The sequence below is a fragment of the Micromonospora sp. RTP1Z1 genome (assembly GCF_033804685.1).
Lineage (GTDB): Bacteria > Actinomycetota > Actinomycetes > Mycobacteriales > Micromonosporaceae > Micromonospora.
The window spans coordinates 1-16,915 of sequence record NZ_JAPFQV010000098.1 but is presented as its reverse complement, the minus strand read 5'-3'; the positions used below and the strand labels follow the sequence as shown (position 1 = coordinate 16,915).

Below are 16,915 nucleotides of genomic sequence, written 5' to 3'. Positions count from 1 at the left end.
ACCGCGCGCCTGGCCGCTACCCTGGCAGCAGCAGCCGCCTTCGATCTTGTAGTCCTCACAAGCACATGATCGACAGGCGGCTGCGTCCACTTCGCACACCCCCCACCGCATCCCGCCAGGTCAGACCGCCAATGGCGGCTGCCGTACTAGATGATCAGGACGACAAGAGCCGTATGACGGGAGACTGTCACGTACGGATCTGTGGGGGGCGGCGGGTGAGATTCCCGCCGCCTACCCGGCCATCTAGATGTCGGCGCTCGTCTCGCCCGCTGGTACCCGGATCTCACTGGCAACGCCCTGACAAGGGGTTCCTGCTCGGTGACCTCTTCGGCAGATCCGAAGAGGTCAGCAAGCAGCTAGATTTACACTAAGGGACGTCTCGTAACTCGCTGAAGGCGTTGCCCTGCGCCGGACTGGCCGTCAGCCGGCGAGGGCGATGTTGTGGAGGTGGGCGATGCCGGAAGCGGCGTCGGTCAATGTGCGGGCGGCGCGGCGGTAGTCGCGCAGGATTTTCCAGCACTTCATCCTGGCCAGGGCGTGTTCGACCTGGGCACGCACAATGCGGTGCTGCCTGTTCAGGTCGGCTTTCCAGTCGGGTAGTTCGCTGCCGTCGGAGGGCTTGCGGTACGGGATGATCACTTCCGGGTTGCCGCGGTAGCCGCCGTCGGCCATGACCGGCCTGTACCCGCTCGGAAACCTGATTCTGGCCCCTGAAGTGCGGTTTTGTGCGGGGCGGATCAACCGTCCCCGGGCATCGTGGCGGGCATGTTCCTGTCCTTCGGCTACCTGATCCTGTGTCAGATCCTGCGGCTGGTGGTGCAGTGCTTACGTGGCGAGCGGTCAAAGGACATCGAAGTCCTGGTGTTGCGTCATCAGGTCGCGGTGTTGCGCCGGCAGGTCGCACGTCCGGACCTGGAGCCGACCGACCGAGCCGTGCTGTCAGCCCTGTCTCGGATGCTGCCTCGTACCCGCTGGTCGACGTTCTTCGTCACCCCGGCAACCTTGCTGCGGTGGCACCGTGAGCTGGTCGCCAGGAAGTGGACCTACCCGCAACGACGACCCGGGCGTCCTCCGATACGGGCAGAGATCCGTGCCCTGGTGCTGCGCCTGGCCTGGGAAAACCCGACCTGGGGCCACCGCCGGGTTCAGGGCGAACTGCTCAGGCTTGGCTATCGGGTCGCGGCCAGCACGGTGTGGACCATCCTGACCGTCGCCGGTGTCGACCCGGCTCCGCGTCGTGGCGGGCCGACCTGGACCAAGTTCCTGACCACCCAGGCCAAAGGCATGCTCGCCTGCGATTTCCTGCACGTGGACGATCGGTCTGACCCGCATCTACGTCCTGTTCCTGATGGAGATCGGCACCCGGCGAGTTCACATTCTCGGCGCCACGAGGCATCCGACAGGGGAGTGGGTCACTCAGCAGGCCCGGAACCTGATGTTGGATCTCGGCGACCGAGTCGCCCGGTTCAGGTTCTTGATCCGCGACCGTGACAGCAAGTACACCGCCGCCTTCGACGACGTCTTCACCACCGAAAGCATCGAGGTCCTGCGCACTCCGCCTCGGGCGCCGAGGGCGAACGCGTACGCGGAGCGGTGGGTACGCACGGTCCGCCGTGAATGCCTCGACCGGATGCTGATCTACAACCAACGTCACCTACTGGCCACCCTCGAGGAGTACGTGGCCCACTACAACGACCACCGGCCGCACCAAGCCCGGCACCAACAACCGCCCGACGCCGCCGACACACCGCCCCCATCGGTCGCCGACATGAACGCCGCACGAGTGCGCCGCAGGAAGATCCTCAACGGACTGATCAACGAATACTCCCAGGCCGCGTAGCTGTGACCGACTTTCCGAGCGGTACAGCCGTATGTTGGTGAACACGCTCGTGAGCGACAGGTAAGGCAGTCGCAGCAGCACGATGGATCATCCTGGCGTACCCGGTCTCGTGGACTTCAGCCGTATCCGAGAACCGGCAGGTCACAGCCCCTGGATGGGGCATTCGGCACTGCACCCACAGTGTCGAAGCCCCGCTTCGCGACCGCCTCCCGCATCGCGGCCAACATCAGCGCGGACACGCCGTCGCCGCGCCGGTCCGGCCGGATGCAAATCTCCAACGCCGACACCATCGTCGGTTCCCTGCCGGTGTGCCGGTCGACGGTGGCCCGCTGGATCATCTTGTCCCAGCCGGTCTCGGGCAGCTCCGGCTCGGTCCAGTGCACCGGGACGGCGTACCCGCGGGCGACGGCCCGACCCGGCTCGGCCGGGTCGATCGCCGCGAACACCAGGTCAGGGTAGAGGTCGTCAGCGACCACGTAGTAGACGGGACTGATCAGGTCCTGGATCATGAAGGTCGGCCAGGCGCCGTCGAAGTCCTGGTTGATCAGCAACGGGGCGAGGTCCGGGCGCTCCGCAGGCTCACGATCTCAAGGCTCACCGGGGGACCGTAGAGCGCCGGGCCGGGCGACCGCACCTCAAATGCGGCGGCCGGGATTCGCTCAGCCGGCCGCGCAGACCGCCTTCACCTGCTTGACAGCCGCGTCCAGGTCCGCCGTGCTCGGCTTCTGCTTCGGGTTCTTCGCGTACGCGTCGGCCAGCTCCGTCATCGCGATCGCGACCTGCTTGGCGGCGTTGTTGATCGCGTCGCTGGAGGTGAAGGTATTCACGTACGCGCCGGCCGCGCCGGCGGAGTACTGCGCGCTGACGGCGGAGTGCCCGGCCGGCGGGCTGATCTTCTCCGCCTTGGCAACCTTCGCCCGGGTGCTCGCGATGTCCTCGCCGATTGTGGTGCAGGCTTCCTTGGCGTCGGCCTGCAGGGCCGAGTCCGGGTCGGTGCTGGTGGCGACCGCCTGTGGCGTGGCGACCGCGGTGCGGCTGGGCGGGGCGGTGGCGCCCGTCGAGTCGGTGTTGTCGCCGCAGCCGGTCAGGGCCGTCGCCGCCAGGATGGCCGTGCCGCACAGGGCAAGCCGAGTAGTCCGCACAGTTTCTTCCCCGTCCTGTGTACGGTGGCGGAACCTATCAGATGATCAATGGGCAGCGCGGCCCCGTTCGTCCGGGCGGGCTGGTTAGGCTCGCCGGTATGGCAGATCCGTTCCGGGTGCGCATCACCGTCCGTGGGTACGAACTCGACACCCAGGGCCACCTCAACCAGGCCGTCTACCTGCAGTACAGCGAGCACGCCCGGTGGGAGTGCCTGCGCGCCGCCGGGATCTCCCAGGACCGGCTGATCGCCGGCGGGGTGGGGCCGGTCGCCCTGGAGGTCACCGTGAAGTACCTGCGGGAGCTGCGCGGTGGCGACGAGGTCGACGTGACCTGCGAGTTCGGCTGGGGTGAGGGGAAGACGTTCCAGATCGGGCAGGACTTCACCCGCCCGGACGGCAGCCAGGTCGCCACCGTGACCGGGGTCGGCGGCCTGCTGGACCTGTCCGCCCGGCGGCTCGTCCCCGAACCCCGGGAACGATTCCGAGCACTCGCCACCGACCCCGGACCGCTGAACCTCTGACCGGTTTCAGTCGACGCGCAGGCTCACCAGCCAGGCCTTGAGCTCCTGTTCGACGTACTGGTGGGATTCCTGGTCGGCGACCATGAGCAGGTAGGTGTCCTGCCCGGCGGGCACTCCGCGGACGGTGAAGAAGAACCGGCAGGTGCCGTCGGTGAGCGCGCGGGGGTCGGTCAGCTTCCCGGCGGCAAACCCGCCGGCGGTCGCGATGAGCACCGGCGCACCGTCCCTGACGTCGGCGTAGCCGCCTGTGCCGGCGCAGCCGAGGTGGTCGTCCCGGGTGAAGGAGGCTCCGTCGCCGAGTACCACCGCGCCGGTGACCACGAAGGTACCGGTGGCGGTCGGCCGGGCCGCCGCGGCGGGGGTGCGGGGTCCGCTGTTGTTCAGGAACATGGTGACGGCGAGTCCGAGCCCGGCGGCGGCGCCGGCCCACATCCAGACCGGACGCCGTGCGGTCGGCTCCGGGTGCAACGGCTCCATGGAATCCCCGTTGGGTCAGGCCCGCCGGTGTGTGGCGGGACGTCGGGGGGAGTGTGGTCGAAGATCGTTTATCCGCGCAACCCCGTTCACGGTGTCGCGGGGCGCGTCCCGAGGTAGGTGAGGACCGCGAGGACGCGGCGGTTGGTGTCGTCGCTGGGTGGCAGGTCCAGCTTGGTCAGGATGTTGCCCACGTGCTTGCCGACCGTCGCCTCCGGGACGTGCAGCCTCGCGGCGATCGCCGCGTTCGAGTGGCCCTCGGCGACCTGTGGGGTGCCAAATCCTGGCTCCTGGGTCTGACCTGGGCCTTACGCGGCGCGTTCGTATTCGTTGATGAGCCCGCCGAGGACGGGTCGGCGTTTGATCCGTTCGTCGTTCAGGTCGATGACGGGGCGGTCGGAGCGTGGGGGTTGCAACTGCAGTACCCGGTGTGGCCGCCGGCCGTTGTAGTGCCGGGCGTATTCGCCGAGCGTTCGGTGTAGGTGTCGTTCGCCGAGGATGAGCATGCGGTCGGTGACGTCGGTGCGGGCGGCGAGCACGAATCTTTCCGCGTCGGCGTTGGCTCGCGGGCTGCGCGGTGGAATCTTGCACACGGTGATGCCGGCGTCGGCCAGCACGGCGTCGAATGCAGCGGTGAACTGTCCAGCTCGGTCCCGAATGAGGACGGTGTACTGGTCTGTGCGTTCGCCGAGGTCCATGAGCGGATTCCTGGCCTGCTGGACCGTCCACGGCCCGTCCGGGTTGGCGGTGATGCCGAGGATGTGGACGTAGCTGCTGCCGCCCTTTATCACGAAGAAGACGTACAAGCGCTTGAGGGTGAGCGCGCAGTCGACATGGAAGAAGTCGCAGGCGAGTATGGTCGATGCCTGGGTGGAAGGGAAGCGCCGCCAGGTGGTGTGGTCGTGGCGCACGGGCGCTGGTGGTATGCCGAGTCGTTGGAGGATCCGGCGGATGGTGGACACGCTCACGTGGTGGCCGAGGCCGCGTAGTTCGCCGTGGATGCGCTGGTAGTCCCAGCCGGGATTGTCGCGGGCCATCTGCTCGATCAGCCCGGCCACGACCGGATCGACTGGTGGGCGGCCCCGCCGGCGGGGATATGTCCAGTGCCGGGCGACCAGGCGCTGGTGCCATCGCAATGACTGTGGCCGGGGTGACGAGCCGATGCACCTTCAGTGCCTGAGGCAGGAGCTTGATCAGCGCGGCGAGCACCGCCCGGTCGACCCAGTCCAGACGCGGATTCGGGTGCCGGCGGCGCAGGACCGCGTTCTCATGACGCAGGACCAAGATCTCTACATCTTTGGCCGCGCTGGTGTGGGCGAGCAGAGCGAGCAAGCCCACGGTGCGGCAGAACACGAGATAGAGCAGGCGTAGCGACATACATAACGATGAATTGGCTGTCGACCGCGACGACGCCGTCTCCAGCGAGTACGCCGGCACCGGCCTGGTGTCCCGGGTCGGCGGCGGCGGCGCTGGCACCACCGGCCTGGTCGCGCCGTTGATGGCCACCGCCCACTCGGTCTACGCGCGGCGGCGCCGAGCTGCCCGGCCTCACGTTCTTCGGTGCGGGCAGCTTCCAGCAGGGCTGGATCACCGCCCGGGACACCACCACGGGTAGGCCGATCGACGTCACGATCAATCCGTACTACTTCGCCGGTTGGTACGGCGACGTGACCGGCGTGGTCGTCGACGTCGGCAACGCGGCCGACATCAGCGGCCTGGATCTGGCCGGCAAGGCTGTGCTCTTCGAGCCCGGCTACACCGCGCCCCCCGCCGAGCGCACCGCCCGCTACAACGCCATCAAGTCCGCCGGCGCGGGGCTGATTATCATCAGTGGATTCATCCAGGGGTCCCAGCCCACCGACCCGATCCTGAGCATCGACCTCCCCAACACGAAGCGGTTGCGGGCGCTGCTCGCCAACGGCCCGCTGACGCTGCGGGTGACCGGCACCAGGGCGAGTGAATATCACTACCTGACCTTCCACCAGGTCGACGGCCGGGTGCCGGCCGGTATGCAGTGGCTCGACCGGGCCGCTGATCTCGCCAAGGTGCGCACCACGCACTGGACGCCGGGGTATCCGAACGACATCAAGGCGCTGTACGGCTGGATCGAGCACGACGGCCTGGTCTGGGTGCAGCAGCACACCGTGACGCGTACGCCCGCCGCCGCCGATGTCTACCTGTCGCCGGACGTGCCGTGGACCACGGCCACGTTCCACATCCTGGATGGCGAGGGCGCCGTCGTCGGCGCGCAGTACTCGGCACCCACGGTGTACCGGGCGGGCACGACATACTCCGACGAGTGGCTCAAGGCGCCGTTCAACCCGTCGCTGTCGGCGCTCGGCGCAGGCGGCGAGCCGCAGGTGGCCCGCACCGGCGACGACCTGTCGATCGCGCTGCCGATGTTCTCCGACGCCGCCGGTCATCGCTCCGACTGGCTGCCGGGGATGGACACCGGCCGTACCGTGCTGACCCGGGACGACGGCCCCGCCGTCGCGGACAACGACGTCCCCGGCAGGGGCGAGTTCCGGCTTGCTCCGGGCAACGAGTGGTACCGGCTGACGGTCAGCGCGCACCGTGACGGCGGCGAGGAGATGGGCAGCGACTGGCCGATGTCCGACACGATCACGGACGAGTGGCGGTTCCGCTACGGGCACACGACCGACAACCAGACGCGGGCGGAGGAGTTGCTGGACATCCGGTACGACCTGCCGCTCAGTGGGCTGGAAGAGGTCGTCATCGGCAAGCCGTCCACCTTCCATGTGTCCATCGCCCGGCAGACAGGCTCGACCGGTGGGCCGGTACGGGAGGTCGGGGTCGAATATTCGGTCGACGGCGGCGCGACCTAGGCCGCGGCCTAGGTCCAGGCCGATGGCGACCGTTGGGCGGTGGCGCTCCCGGCCCTCAAGCAGGGCCGGGTCGCGCTCCGGACCCACGTGGTGGCCACCGACGGCAGCGAGGTGACGGAGACGATCCTCAAGGCGTTCGAGGTCGGCTGCGTCGAGTGGTGGTGCGGAACCGTCGGCTGACGCTCCGCATGCCGCGGCCCGCCGCTCGGGTGACCCTCGGGCGGCGGGCCGCATCGCGTTTCCGCGGTGCCTGACCTCTGGTGTCAGGCCGACCGGAACCGGCAGTACACGTCGCCGGAGTTGGCCTCGTGCGGCAGCGCGCCCAGGTACGCCGTCACCTCCGCCGCGGGCAGCCACTCCGGCAGGGCGAGGGCCATCTCGTCGCCGAGCGCGACGTTGAACCGGGTGAAGCCGAGCCCGGTGAGCCGGTCCAGGCAGCGCCGGGCCGGCTCCCGGGCGATGGTGGTGAACTCGAACGACAGCGCCGGCAGCGGGCGGGTCAGGCCCGCCAGCACGGCTTCCTCGAAGCCCTCGACGTCGATTTTCGCGAAGGCCGGTACGCCGTGCGCGGCGACGAGCCTGTCCAGCGTCGTGCCGGCGACCTCGACCTCGGCGTCCCAGGTCTCGTGCGCCCAGCCGTCGGCCCCGGCGGCCGCCGCGATGAACTGCGGGGACGCGGTGGAGATGGTGGGATTGGCCGAGTTGACGTGCAGCCGGACCGGGTCCGAACGGGCGCCGCAGGCCGCCTCGACCACGATCACCTGCGGGTCGCCCGCGTAGAGCGCGCGCAGCGCGCGGGCGCAGAGCGGTTGCGGCTCGACGGCCACCACGCGCGCGCCCAGGCGCCGGAAGCTGCCGAGCCGGTCGCCGACGTGCGCGCCGATGTCGAAGACCAGGTCGGCGGGGTGGAGGAAGGGGGCGTAGAAGGCGTCCATCGCGGCCTCGCGGGCCGGGTCGCCGTAGTACGCCTCGAGGGAGCGGCGCAGCCCGGACAGGGCCGGGTCCGCCTTGAGTGCCTCGACCGCGGTGAGGTGATCGACCACTGCTCCGACCGTAGTCGCGCCAGGGCCGATGCGAGGGCGATTCGCGTCTTCCCGGCGACCCCGCGGTCGCCGGGAACTCAGCCTCCTAGGATGCCCTAGGGGTGGTGGCCGGTCGGGGCGCGTCAACGACCTCCTAGCCCAGCGGCCAGAGCGCCGCCAGCACCAGCTTGAAGTTCGCCACCCCGAACGGGATCCCTGGCAGACCGGTGAGGGCGCTGGCGCAGCGATCCTCGGCGGCGTCGAGATCGGCCAGGATGGTGGTTATGGTCCGCCTCGGCTGCTCGACCAGGACACCGTCCGCGCCGTCGCCACCGCGCTCGATGCACTGGAGGTGGAGATGTTGCGCGCCGACTTCGACCCGGAGGCCATGGCGGCGGCCGATATCTACCCGGACATCTGGACCAACGGCACTGACGAGTTCGACTACCTTATGTCGCACTTCACGGGATTGCGCCGCTTCTACCGCACTGCAGCCGCGAACGGTCAGGCCGTGCTGGTGGTCATCACCTGACGCAAACACTCCGCTGTCTTGATTGCCTGATGATCAGGCGGGCACCCCAACAAAGCCCGGCCAGACCGGCACCGACTTTCGAGTCTTGGACCGCCTGCTCCTGGTCGCCGGAGGCGAGCCGGTGCTGCCGGTGCTGCCGGTGCTGCCGGTGCTGCAGCTGGGCACCGAGGAGGAACGGGCGCGCAGATGGGCGCTGGACGTCGGTGTACCGCGACATCCTGAGCCGATAACGCTCGCCCGGCTGTCGTGGTAAGCGGCCGTTCGCAGTGTCGGCGAGGTCGGTGACGGTGCGACGGCCATGAGTTCGGCGGTGGCGCCTCGGCGCAGCAACGGCTCCCAATCTTGGTGGCCCGGATCGAGGCTCTATTCGACCTGCTGTCACCATCGACCACGACGCCGCGTGCTGCCCGTGGCGCTGGTCGGGCTCGCCCACCTGGTGGTGATCCGCAGCCTGCGGCTGGGCCGGCGCAAGGCGTACCGGCAGGCGATCTTTATCTCGGTGATCGTGCTGCTCGGCACCGGCCTGACCCTGCTCCAGCCGTTCCCCTGGTGGGTGCGGGCGGTCAACGTCGCCAAGGCGCTCGTGGTGGTCGCGCTGCTCTTCCTAGCCAGCCGCCCCAGGTCCGCAGTTGGTTCCGCCGCGACCAGCCAACCCGACATTCTTGACCGACTCGGGTAGAAAAGCGCGAGCCCTGATGCGTCACGCCCATCCCCGCTACCGCCTCTGATCAGGCGCACTCGCGTTGGGCTGGGCGTGTGTCGTGATCGACGCGAATCAATACCCAACCCGGGTTGCGCCTTGTCGGCGCTATCCCGCTCGTCAGAAAATCGCCCTACCCTGACGGGTTCCGAGCTAACTGCCCGGGGCTGTCTCGCTAACGGCACCTCTCTGTGTCAAGGCGTTGGCAGCAGAGAGGTCTCCGTCAGGCCCACAGACCCCGTTGAAGAAGTGCCCGCGGGCGCGGACGGCCTTGCGGATGCGGGCCTTCACCCTCTGGGCTAGTCGAGGCGCGCCAGGGCGCGCGAGAGGGTGGCTGACCACGAATCGAGCCGGACTCGACAATTCGTCCCTTAGGTTACTGCGCAGGAGGCTGTCGAGACCGGGAGGCGACGTGGAGAGCTATCCGGCGATTGAGGATCACGGGCTCATCGGCGACCTGCAGACCGCCGCGCTGGTGACATGCGACGGAACGATCGACTGGTTCTGCGCGCCGCGCTTCGACTCGCCGAGCATCTTCGCCGCGCTGCTGGACCGCGAGCGGGGTGGCTACTTTCGCATCGCCCCGCACGACGTCCGGTACGTCACTAAGCAGCTCTACCTGCCTGGCACTCCGATCCTGATCACCCGGTTCATCAGCGCGGACGGCGTCGCCGAGGTAATGGACTTCATGCCGGTCACCGGCGATCGGGCCACTGACGCGCACCGCCTGGTCCGCATGGTCAACATGGTCCGGGGCAGCATGCGGTTCCGGGTGGAGTGCCGGCCCCGGTTCGACTACGCCCGGGAGAAGCACCAACTGGAGCGCCACCGCCATGGGTACGTCTTCCGCAGCCGGTCAGCGGCGCTCACCTTCAACCCAGTTGACCCGGTGCGGCAGCTGATCTCGCAGGGAGGCGACGTCCGCTTGGAGGACGGCGACCTGGTCGCGTACGGCACCCTGAACGAGGGTGACACCGGCGGGGTGGTCCTGGAGACGGCCGACACGGAGCCACGGATCATTCCGCCGGCAGAGGTCCAGGGGATGTTCGAGTGGACCCGGGACTACTGGCGGCGCTGGGTCGAGCGCTCCCGCTACACCGGGCGGTGGCGGGAAATGGTCGAGCGCTCGGCCATCACGCTGAAGCTCATGACGTACGCGCCGACCGGCGCGATGATCGCCGCGCCCACCGCCGCGCTGCCCGAGCTGGTCGGCGGCACCCGCAACTGGGACTACCGCTACACCTGGGTACGCGACACGTCGTTCTCGGTGCACGCGCTGCTCGGCCTCGGCTTCACCGAGGAGGTCAGCCGGTACATGAACTGGCTGGACGAGCGGATCCGCGAGGCCGGTGACCACCAGGACCCGCTGAAGATCATGTATCGGGTGGACGGCTCCTCCGACCTGCACGAGGAGATTCTCGACCACCTGGAGGGCTACCGCGGCTCCCGACCGGTGCGGATCGGCAACGGCGCCGCCGACCAGCTCCAACTCGACATCCACGGCGAGGCCCTCTACGCCATGCATCTCGCCGACGAGCAGGGCATCCGCGTCTCGCACCAGGTGTGGAAGAGCACCGTCCGGCTCGTCGACTGGCTCTGCCACCACTGGGACCAGGCCGACGCCGGCATCTGGGAGAGCCGCCACCACCCCCGCAACTACACCTTCGGCCGGGTGATGTCCTGGGTCGCGCTGGACCGGGCCATCCGCCTCGCCACCCGCACCGGCCGCCCCGGCGACATCACCTGCTGGGCCGAGCAACGCAACCAAATCTACAACCAGGTCATGGCCCGCGGATACCACCGGGAACGCGGGAGCTTCGTGCAGGCGTACGACGAGAACGTGCTGGACGCGGCGCTGCTCGCCATGCCGGCGGTCGGCTTCATGACGCCGAGCGATCCGCTCTGGCAGTCCACCCTGAACGCGATCGAGCGCGAGCTGGTCTCCGACAGCCTGGTCCACCGGTACGACCCGGTCCATTCCCCCGACGGCCTTCCCGGGCACGAGGGCACCTTCAACATGTGCACGTTCTGGTACGTCGAGGCGCTGGCCCGCTCCGGTCGCCTGGACGACGCCCGGCTCACCTTCGAGAAGATGTTCACCTTCAGCAACCACCTCGGCCTGTACGCCGAGGAGATCGCCGCGACCGGTGAGCAAATCGGCAACTACCCGCAGGCGTTCAGCCACCTCTCCCTGATCAACTCGGCACTGGCGCTGAACGACCTGCTCGACGTCGAGGCCGACGCCCGGCGCCGCCAGTAGAGCGGCCTCAGCCCTGAGACGGTTGCGACTTGGATCGGATTGCCGTCTGGGTCGGTGAGCTCGAAGTCACGCCGGTCAGTTCTGGCTCCGGACCCGGGCCCCACCGCACACCACCGCAGCGGCATTCAGCCAGCGCTCGTGCCAGCCGAGACGCTGGGCTTGCAGCTCACGATCCGCTGGCGGCCGGTGGCCGGTGAGAGCCGGTTCGGGGAGCACCTTGGGAGCAGCGGGGTGTCCTGAAGGGCCTTGAACTGCGCTCAACGGCATCGAACGGCCCTCAACCGCACCCACCCCTACCAGCGGCTCCGCGTTTCCGCAGGTCAGAGGCGGTGCAGCGTCCTGTTTCACACCGAAGAGGTCACTGGTTCGATCCCAGTATCGCCCACGCAGGTCAAAGGCCACTTCCCGGGCTCAACGGATTCAGGGGACCGGCGCAGCGGCCGGTGCGATCGAGAGCCGGCGGGACGTGGCCCGCATCAGCGGCAGGAAAGCCGCTCGGCATCTCCGACATCGAGTCCAGCGATCCGGCAGGAAGGCCGCGCTGGGGTGCTCGACGAGCGCCAGAGTAGCACCGGGTACTGACACGTCAACCTGTTCTGAAACTGCTGTCGAGCCAATCGGTCGCAGGCCTGGTTCGGTGCTGCCTACAGAGCGATGCGATTTTCGACCGATCGCTGTACCGGGCCAATGTACTCAATAAGGTTGAAGCGGCGATGCCCATCGGTGGGATGCACGGTGACGGCGACAGCGCTTTCGTCTTCGAACCGCAGCGAGAAGACGGGGTCGAGGTCGCACAGGAATGCAAAGGCGGCGCGGTCCTCGTCGCTGTCGCTGACCAGGTGACCGCGGATCTTCCAGCCGGCGTTGGCGGCGGTAATCACGACACCCGCCTCGACGCTACCGAGCAGGGTGGAGAAATTCGCCCACCAGTCCAGCCAGCAGCGGCCCTCGAAGCGGTCCATGCCGTCATCTTTCCAGGGCGGAGGCCCGGCCGGCTGCCGGCCGAGTGGGAGAACTTTCCTTACATCGATCAAGGCGGCCCGAGACGGGCCGCACGCGCCGCCGCCTGGGCGCGCGTCCGTCGCTCCGCTGGCGCTCCGACTCCGGCCCAACGCAACACGCCCGGCGGCTGGCGCGGAAAGCTGAAGCCCAAGGGGCCGTCGTGGACGACAGCGCCGAGGAGGTGGTGGTGTTGTCGGCCGGCAGCGGGCCGGGCCGCGCCCTATCCGGCGCGGCGTAGGGCAGGGCACGCCGGGGCCGGGCACGCGCGTCGCGGAGAGGTCAGCTTGCGGTTACGGCGCCTCCGGCGGGGGCGCTCCGGCTCCGGGATGGCCGAAGACCGTCAGCGGGTCGCGGTCCGTGGGTGGTGGCGGTAGGCCATCCCGCCAGCCATCGGCCCGGGCAAGCCGAGCAGACCACCGCCCGGCGCGCCAGCGTCAGAACCTGCGTCAATGCCCGCTTGACGTGGCGCACCGGGCGGCGGCCCGCTCCCCAGGAGGGCGGGTCGACGGCAGACAGTGAGGGATGGCAGGCGAGGTACGGCCAAGAGGCGTGCGCCATTCGACTGACGAGCGGAAGTGACAGGTCAGGCCCTCGTACGTGACCGACGCTCGCCGGCATCCCGGATTGCATGCCGGACAGCCAGCCTGATCACCAGTACAGGAGCGCAAGGCCAACTGCATAGAAAAGGATGATTCCAATTCCAACCGACGCAAACCAACCGCCGACACTGCCGCCACCGCTGGCCGCGAAGACATCAACCATGGTCGCGACCATAGCGAACTGTTACTACTCAGCCTCGGGCCTGGCGCTGCAAGATCGTCGTCGGATTAGTGCCGGCGAGTTACGAACCACGGCGCGGTGAGGCCCAAGGCTGCTCCGCTTGCTGTCGGATGGCAAGCTCGTGTCCCGTGACCGATGATCTCGCGAAGGACTACCTGCACGGCCAGCTCAGGCGGACACGTCAGGCGCTGGTCTGGAAGCTCGAGGGCCTGTCCGAGTACGACGTCCGGCGTCCTCTGACAGCGACGGGGACCAACCTCCTTGGCCTGTTGAAGCACCTGGCGACCCTGGAGGCCTGGTATTTCGGTGAGGTCTTCGGCCGCCCGTCCCCGGAGCCGCTGGGGCGATGGCAGGACGCGGACGGCAGCGACCTGTGGGTGACCCCGGGCGAGACCCGCGAGCAGATCATCGACTTCTATCAGCGTGCCTGGGGGCATGCGGACGCGACGATCGAAGAGCTTCCCATCGACGCGCCTGGCCACGTGCCGTGGTGGTCGCGGCCGGACGTCAAGCTGTTCAACATCATGGTCCACGTCCTTCAGGAGACCACCCGGCATGCCGGACACGCCGACATCCTGCGTGAGCAGCTCGATGGCCGGACCGGGGTGATGGCTGAGTACGAGGAGCAGATCGACACGGCGGCCCGGGAGGCGTACTGGGCGAAGATCGAGCGGGCTGCGCAGGAAGCGGCCGGCGGCTCGCATCATGCCGACCTATCCGACACGCATTGCCCGGTGGGGACTGCGCCGTGAGAAATCCGGATCTCATGGAGGCTCGCCCGTGAGGGCGGTCATCGTCGCGGCCGCGGTCGCATTCATCATCTCCCTGTTCGGCACGCCGGTGGCGATCCGCGTCTTCACCGCGCTCAAGGCCGGCCAGCCGATCCGATCCATCGGACTCGCCAGCAACCAGGGCAAGAAGGGCACGCCCACGATGGGCGGCGTCACGTTCATCGTGGCGACCGTCTTCGCCTACGTCGCCGGGCACATCGCCCTGACCACCCTGCCCGAACGGCAGATCGCGCAGGAGGGCCCGACCATGACGGCTCTCGTCCTGCTCGGTTTGTTCGTCTTCTGCGGCGCGGTCGGTTTCTTCGACGACTTCCTCAAGGTGCGCCGGCGCAACTCCGACGGACTGTCCGCCAAAGGCAAACTGCTCGGCCAGGCGATCGTCGGCGGCGGGTTCGGCATCGCCGCGCTCTACGTGCCGAGCACCAACGGCCAGACCGTGGCCAGCGAGCACATCTCGCTCATCCGCGACATCAGCTGGCTGAACGTCGGCAAGGTCGGCGCGGTCATGGTCTTCGTCTTCGTGATCATGGCGATGTCGAACGGCGTGAACCTCACCGACGGCCTCGACGGCCTGGCCACCGGCGCGTCGATCCTGGTGCTCGGCGCGTACGCGCTGATCGGCTTCTGGCAGTACCGGCATTGGTGCGCCGACGACGCGTACGCCCACGTGAACGACTACTGCTACCAGGTCCGGGATCCCCTGGAGATCGCCATAATCGCGGCGGCGGCCGCCGCCGCCTGCGTGGGCTTCCTGTGGTGGAACACGTCCCCGGCGCGGATCTTCATGGGTGACGTGGGCTCGCTCGGGCTCGGCGGCCTGATCGGCGGGCTCGCGGTGGCAACCCGCACCACGCTGCTTTCGATCATGATCGGCGGGCTCTTCGTCATCATCACGACGACCTGGGTGATCCAGATCGTCTCGTTCCGGACCACCGGTAGACGTGTCTTCCGGATGGTGCCGTTGCACCACCACTTCGAGCTGGCCGGATGGAGCGAGGTCAAAATTGTGGTCCGGTTCTGGATCGTGGCCGGCGTCTGCGTGGCGGTCGGCCTGGGCCTGTTCTACTCGGATTTCTTGGCGGTCGTTGGATAAAAGCCACGCGACAAGCCTGTGTCGTGCCACCGACGGTGATCCGCCGGGCAGCCGCGCCACAACTGGACCTGCCGACCCTCGCCGACGCCGGCCACGAAGGCGCAGGTCATGGCGTGCACACCCCCACCCGGCAACCCGCCGACGGGAAAACTCTCGCCGTCGATAACCGGACGTACAACCTGATACTCCGGTCGATGCGCTGCCGCGGCAAACGCGGCTTCGCCCTTCTCACCGGACGCTGGAAGACCCTGCGACACACCACCGCCAGCCCCACCAAGATCGGAATGCTCGTCAGAGCAGCACTCGTACTGACCCAATTCGAACACCGCTACCTACCAATTCCTTGCTGAGATCACCTCAGTGCGTACCGTCACCTGCTCGCCGCCTCCAAGCGCCGGAAAGTGGTAGCCCGTGAGGAGACTGACCCCTCCATGACCCCAACGTGGCGATGAAACAGCACCGTGAGCCAAGCCAGCAAAGGACCAATACCAAGGTGGCGACCCTTGGCGAAGGGCAGGGCGATTGCGTAGTCGGTCGGCGGGTGCCCTGAGCTGGTGATGTGCGTAGTGAGTGGCCTCTGTGGAGGCCGGAAGAGCGGGTGAGATCGCGTCGGTGATCATGGAGTTCTCTACGCTTCACGACACCCGAGGACCTCACCCGCCGATGTCATCATGCTTGATCCCCGCACTCTCCGCCGTCGCCGGCGGTACCCCTGACACATCACCACCTGCGGTCACCGAGGGTGAGTGCGCGGGGTTGTTGCATGCCTTGTCGGCGGTCCCGGATCCCCGTGACCCGCGTGGGGTGCGGTATCCGCTGTCGGGCCTCCTGGCGGTCGCGGTGTGCGCGGTCCTGGCGGGGGCATCGTCGTTCGCCGCGATCACCGACTGGCTGCACGATCTGGACGAGCCGGCCCGCGACCGGCTCGGGTTCGATCATGGGGTGCCGGTGGGCACGACGGTGTGGCGGCTGCTGACTCGCCTGGACGACGGGCTGCTGTCCACCGTCCTGGCAGGTTGGCTGACCGCCCGCGCCCGGGAAGTGACCACGCCTCGGCCGCACCGGTATCGGACGGTGATCGCCGTGGACGGGAAAACCCTTCGGGGTGCCCGCCGCCGCGACGGCGGCCAGGTTCACCTGCTCTCCGCGCTGGACACCAGCACCGGCATCGTCCTGGCCCAGGTCACCGTGAGCGCGAAAAGCAACGAGATCCCCGCGTTCGCGCCGCTGCTCGACGCGGTCGAGACCGTGTTGGGCAGCCTGGCCGGTCTGCTGTTCATTGCCGACGCGCTGCACACCCAGACCGCCCACGCCAACGAGATCGCCGCCCGCGGCGCCCACCTGATGATCCCCACGAAAGGCAACCAGCCCACCCTGTTCGCCCAGCTCAAAGCTCTACCCTGGCCCGACGTCCCCGTCGGCGACCGCCGCCGCGACACCGGGCACGGCCGCCGCGAGACCCGCACCGTCAAAGCCATCACCGTGCACACCCCCGGCGGAATCAGGTTCCCCCACGCACAGCAGGCCATCCGGATCATCCGCACCCGCACCACCGGCGGAAAGACCAGCCGCGAGACCACCTACTACACGGTCTCTCTACCCGCCGAGCAGGCCCAACCCGCCGACCTGCAGGACTGGGCCCGCCGCGAATGGCACATCGAGAACCTGGTCCACCACGTCCGGGACGTCACGTTCCGTGAAGACCTCCACCAGGCCCGCACCGGCACTGGACCCGCCGTCATCGCCACCCTACGCAACACCTCGATCGGCTACCACCGCACGAACCCCTCTGTGTCATCCTTGGGGAAGGCAGGGTGACCTGCTGAAACTCTGACCCGTGAGGGCGTGCGAGGAGATCCACCCCCGTGACATCGCATCACCCGGTACCCGACCCCGAGGTGCCAGCAAAGCC

Annotated in this window: 19 protein-coding genes and 2 pseudogenes; 13 read left to right on the top strand and 8 right to left on the bottom strand. The window is 68.4% G+C overall.

Annotation, left to right across the window (positions count from 1 at the left end; genetic code table 11):
- Window positions 1-420: 420 nt before the first annotated feature.
- A pseudogene (locus tag SLP03_RS30075) lies at window positions 421-720 on the bottom strand (transposase family protein); the annotation flags it as partial.
- Between the two features lie 45 nt (window positions 721-765).
- Here SLP03_RS30075 and SLP03_RS30070 point away from each other — a divergent pair.
- A complete protein-coding gene (locus SLP03_RS30070; protein WP_319464026.1) occupies window positions 766-1,491 on the top strand; it encodes a helix-turn-helix domain-containing protein in 726 nt (241 codons plus the stop codon).
- Window positions 1,475-1,840 (top strand): integrase core domain-containing protein, encoded by a 366-nt coding sequence (locus tag SLP03_RS30065; protein ID WP_319464025.1) that lies wholly within the window; start codon window positions 1,475-1,477, stop codon window positions 1,838-1,840. Before SLP03_RS30070 ends, SLP03_RS30065 begins: the two co-directional genes overlap by 17 nt.
- Before the next feature lie 116 nt (window positions 1,841-1,956).
- Here the strand turns inward: SLP03_RS30065 and SLP03_RS30060 are convergent, their stop codons facing one another.
- Window positions 1,957-2,391 carry a hypothetical protein gene (locus tag SLP03_RS30060; RefSeq protein WP_319464024.1) on the bottom strand — a complete coding sequence of 145 codons (435 nt, stop codon included), beginning with the start codon at window positions 2,389-2,391 and terminating at the stop codon, window positions 1,957-1,959.
- Window positions 2,392-2,499: 108 nt separating this feature from the next.
- Entirely contained in the window at window positions 2,500-2,982 is a 483-nt protein-coding gene (locus tag SLP03_RS30055; protein ID WP_319464023.1) for a hypothetical protein, read from the bottom strand.
- 98 nt (window positions 2,983-3,080) lie between these two features.
- Here SLP03_RS30055 and SLP03_RS30050 point away from each other — a divergent pair, with 98 nt between their 5' ends.
- A complete protein-coding gene (locus tag SLP03_RS30050; protein WP_319464022.1) occupies window positions 3,081-3,503 on the top strand; it encodes a thioesterase family protein in 423 nt (140 codons plus the stop codon).
- Window positions 3,504-3,509: 6 nt separating this feature from the next.
- Here the strand turns inward: SLP03_RS30050 and SLP03_RS30045 are convergent, their stop codons facing one another.
- The 3 genes and pseudogenes from SLP03_RS30045 to SLP03_RS30035 form a co-directional block, all read right to left on the bottom strand.
- A complete protein-coding gene (locus tag SLP03_RS30045) occupies window positions 3,510-3,980 on the bottom strand; it encodes a hypothetical protein (RefSeq protein ID WP_319464021.1) in 471 nt (156 codons plus the stop codon).
- Between the two features lie 86 nt (window positions 3,981-4,066).
- A pseudogene (locus SLP03_RS30040) lies at window positions 4,067-4,243 on the bottom strand (helix-turn-helix domain-containing protein); the annotation flags it as partial.
- A gap of 42 nt (window positions 4,244-4,285) precedes the next feature.
- The gene (locus tag SLP03_RS30035) at window positions 4,286-5,035 is read right to left on the bottom strand and encodes an integrase core domain-containing protein (protein ID WP_319464020.1); all 750 of its coding nucleotides are present in this window, start codon (window positions 5,033-5,035) and stop codon (window positions 4,286-4,288) included.
- Between the two features lie 609 nt (window positions 5,036-5,644).
- Here SLP03_RS30035 and SLP03_RS30030 point away from each other — a divergent pair.
- Window positions 5,645-6,823 (top strand): hypothetical protein, encoded by a 1,179-nt coding sequence (locus SLP03_RS30030; RefSeq protein ID WP_319464019.1) that lies wholly within the window; start codon window positions 5,645-5,647, stop codon window positions 6,821-6,823.
- Window positions 6,824-6,862: 39 nt separating this feature from the next.
- Window positions 6,863-7,003, top strand: a complete 141-nt coding sequence (locus SLP03_RS30025; RefSeq protein ID WP_319464018.1) for a hypothetical protein — start codon at window positions 6,863-6,865, stop codon at window positions 7,001-7,003.
- 83 nt (window positions 7,004-7,086) lie between these two features.
- On the opposite strand, the gene SLP03_RS30020 is transcribed toward SLP03_RS30025, so the two are convergent.
- Entirely contained in the window at window positions 7,087-7,866 is a 780-nt protein-coding gene (locus tag SLP03_RS30020; protein WP_319464017.1) for an FkbM family methyltransferase, read from the bottom strand.
- A 226-nt stretch (window positions 7,867-8,092) separates the two neighbouring features.
- Here SLP03_RS30020 and SLP03_RS30015 point away from each other — a divergent pair, with 226 nt between their 5' ends.
- From SLP03_RS30015 to SLP03_RS30000, 4 genes are all read left to right on the top strand, one after another.
- A complete protein-coding gene (locus SLP03_RS30015) occupies window positions 8,093-8,377 on the top strand; it encodes a YfbM family protein (RefSeq protein WP_319464028.1) in 285 nt (94 codons plus the stop codon).
- Window positions 8,378-8,462: 85 nt separating this feature from the next.
- Window positions 8,463-8,630 carry a hypothetical protein gene (locus tag SLP03_RS30010; protein ID WP_319464016.1) on the top strand — a complete coding sequence of 56 codons (168 nt, stop codon included), beginning with the start codon at window positions 8,463-8,465 and terminating at the stop codon, window positions 8,628-8,630.
- A 147-nt stretch (window positions 8,631-8,777) separates the two neighbouring features.
- A complete protein-coding gene (locus SLP03_RS30005) occupies window positions 8,778-9,056 on the top strand; it encodes a hypothetical protein (RefSeq protein WP_319464015.1) in 279 nt (92 codons plus the stop codon).
- A 433-nt stretch (window positions 9,057-9,489) separates the two neighbouring features.
- On the top strand, window positions 9,490-11,337 hold the full coding sequence (locus SLP03_RS30000; RefSeq protein ID WP_319464014.1) for a glycoside hydrolase family 15 protein: 1,848 nt from the start codon (window positions 9,490-9,492) through the stop codon (window positions 11,335-11,337).
- A 644-nt stretch (window positions 11,338-11,981) separates the two neighbouring features.
- On the opposite strand, the gene SLP03_RS29995 is transcribed toward SLP03_RS30000, so the two are convergent.
- The gene (locus SLP03_RS29995; protein WP_319464013.1) at window positions 11,982-12,299 is read right to left on the bottom strand and encodes a hypothetical protein; all 318 of its coding nucleotides are present in this window, start codon (window positions 12,297-12,299) and stop codon (window positions 11,982-11,984) included.
- 948 nt (window positions 12,300-13,247) lie between these two features.
- On the opposite strand from SLP03_RS29995, the gene SLP03_RS29990 reads away from it, so the two are divergent.
- The 4 genes from SLP03_RS29990 (at window position 13,248) to SLP03_RS29975 (ending at window position 16,821) form a co-directional block, all read left to right on the top strand.
- Window positions 13,248-13,871 carry a DinB family protein gene (locus SLP03_RS29990; protein ID WP_319464012.1) on the top strand — a complete coding sequence of 208 codons (624 nt, stop codon included), beginning with the start codon at window positions 13,248-13,250 and terminating at the stop codon, window positions 13,869-13,871.
- 28 nt (window positions 13,872-13,899) lie between these two features.
- On the top strand, window positions 13,900-15,003 hold the full coding sequence (gene mraY / locus SLP03_RS29985) for a phospho-N-acetylmuramoyl-pentapeptide-transferase (RefSeq protein WP_319464011.1): 1,104 nt from the start codon (window positions 13,900-13,902) through the stop codon (window positions 15,001-15,003).
- Window positions 15,004-15,026: 23 nt separating this feature from the next.
- Window positions 15,027-15,353 carry a transposase family protein gene (locus tag SLP03_RS29980; RefSeq protein WP_319464010.1) on the top strand — a complete coding sequence of 109 codons (327 nt, stop codon included), beginning with the start codon at window positions 15,027-15,029 and terminating at the stop codon, window positions 15,351-15,353.
- A gap of 268 nt (window positions 15,354-15,621) precedes the next feature.
- Window positions 15,622-16,821, top strand: a complete 1,200-nt coding sequence (locus tag SLP03_RS29975) for an ISAs1 family transposase (protein WP_319464027.1) — start codon at window positions 15,622-15,624, stop codon at window positions 16,819-16,821.
- Window positions 16,822-16,915 lie beyond the last annotated feature (94 nt).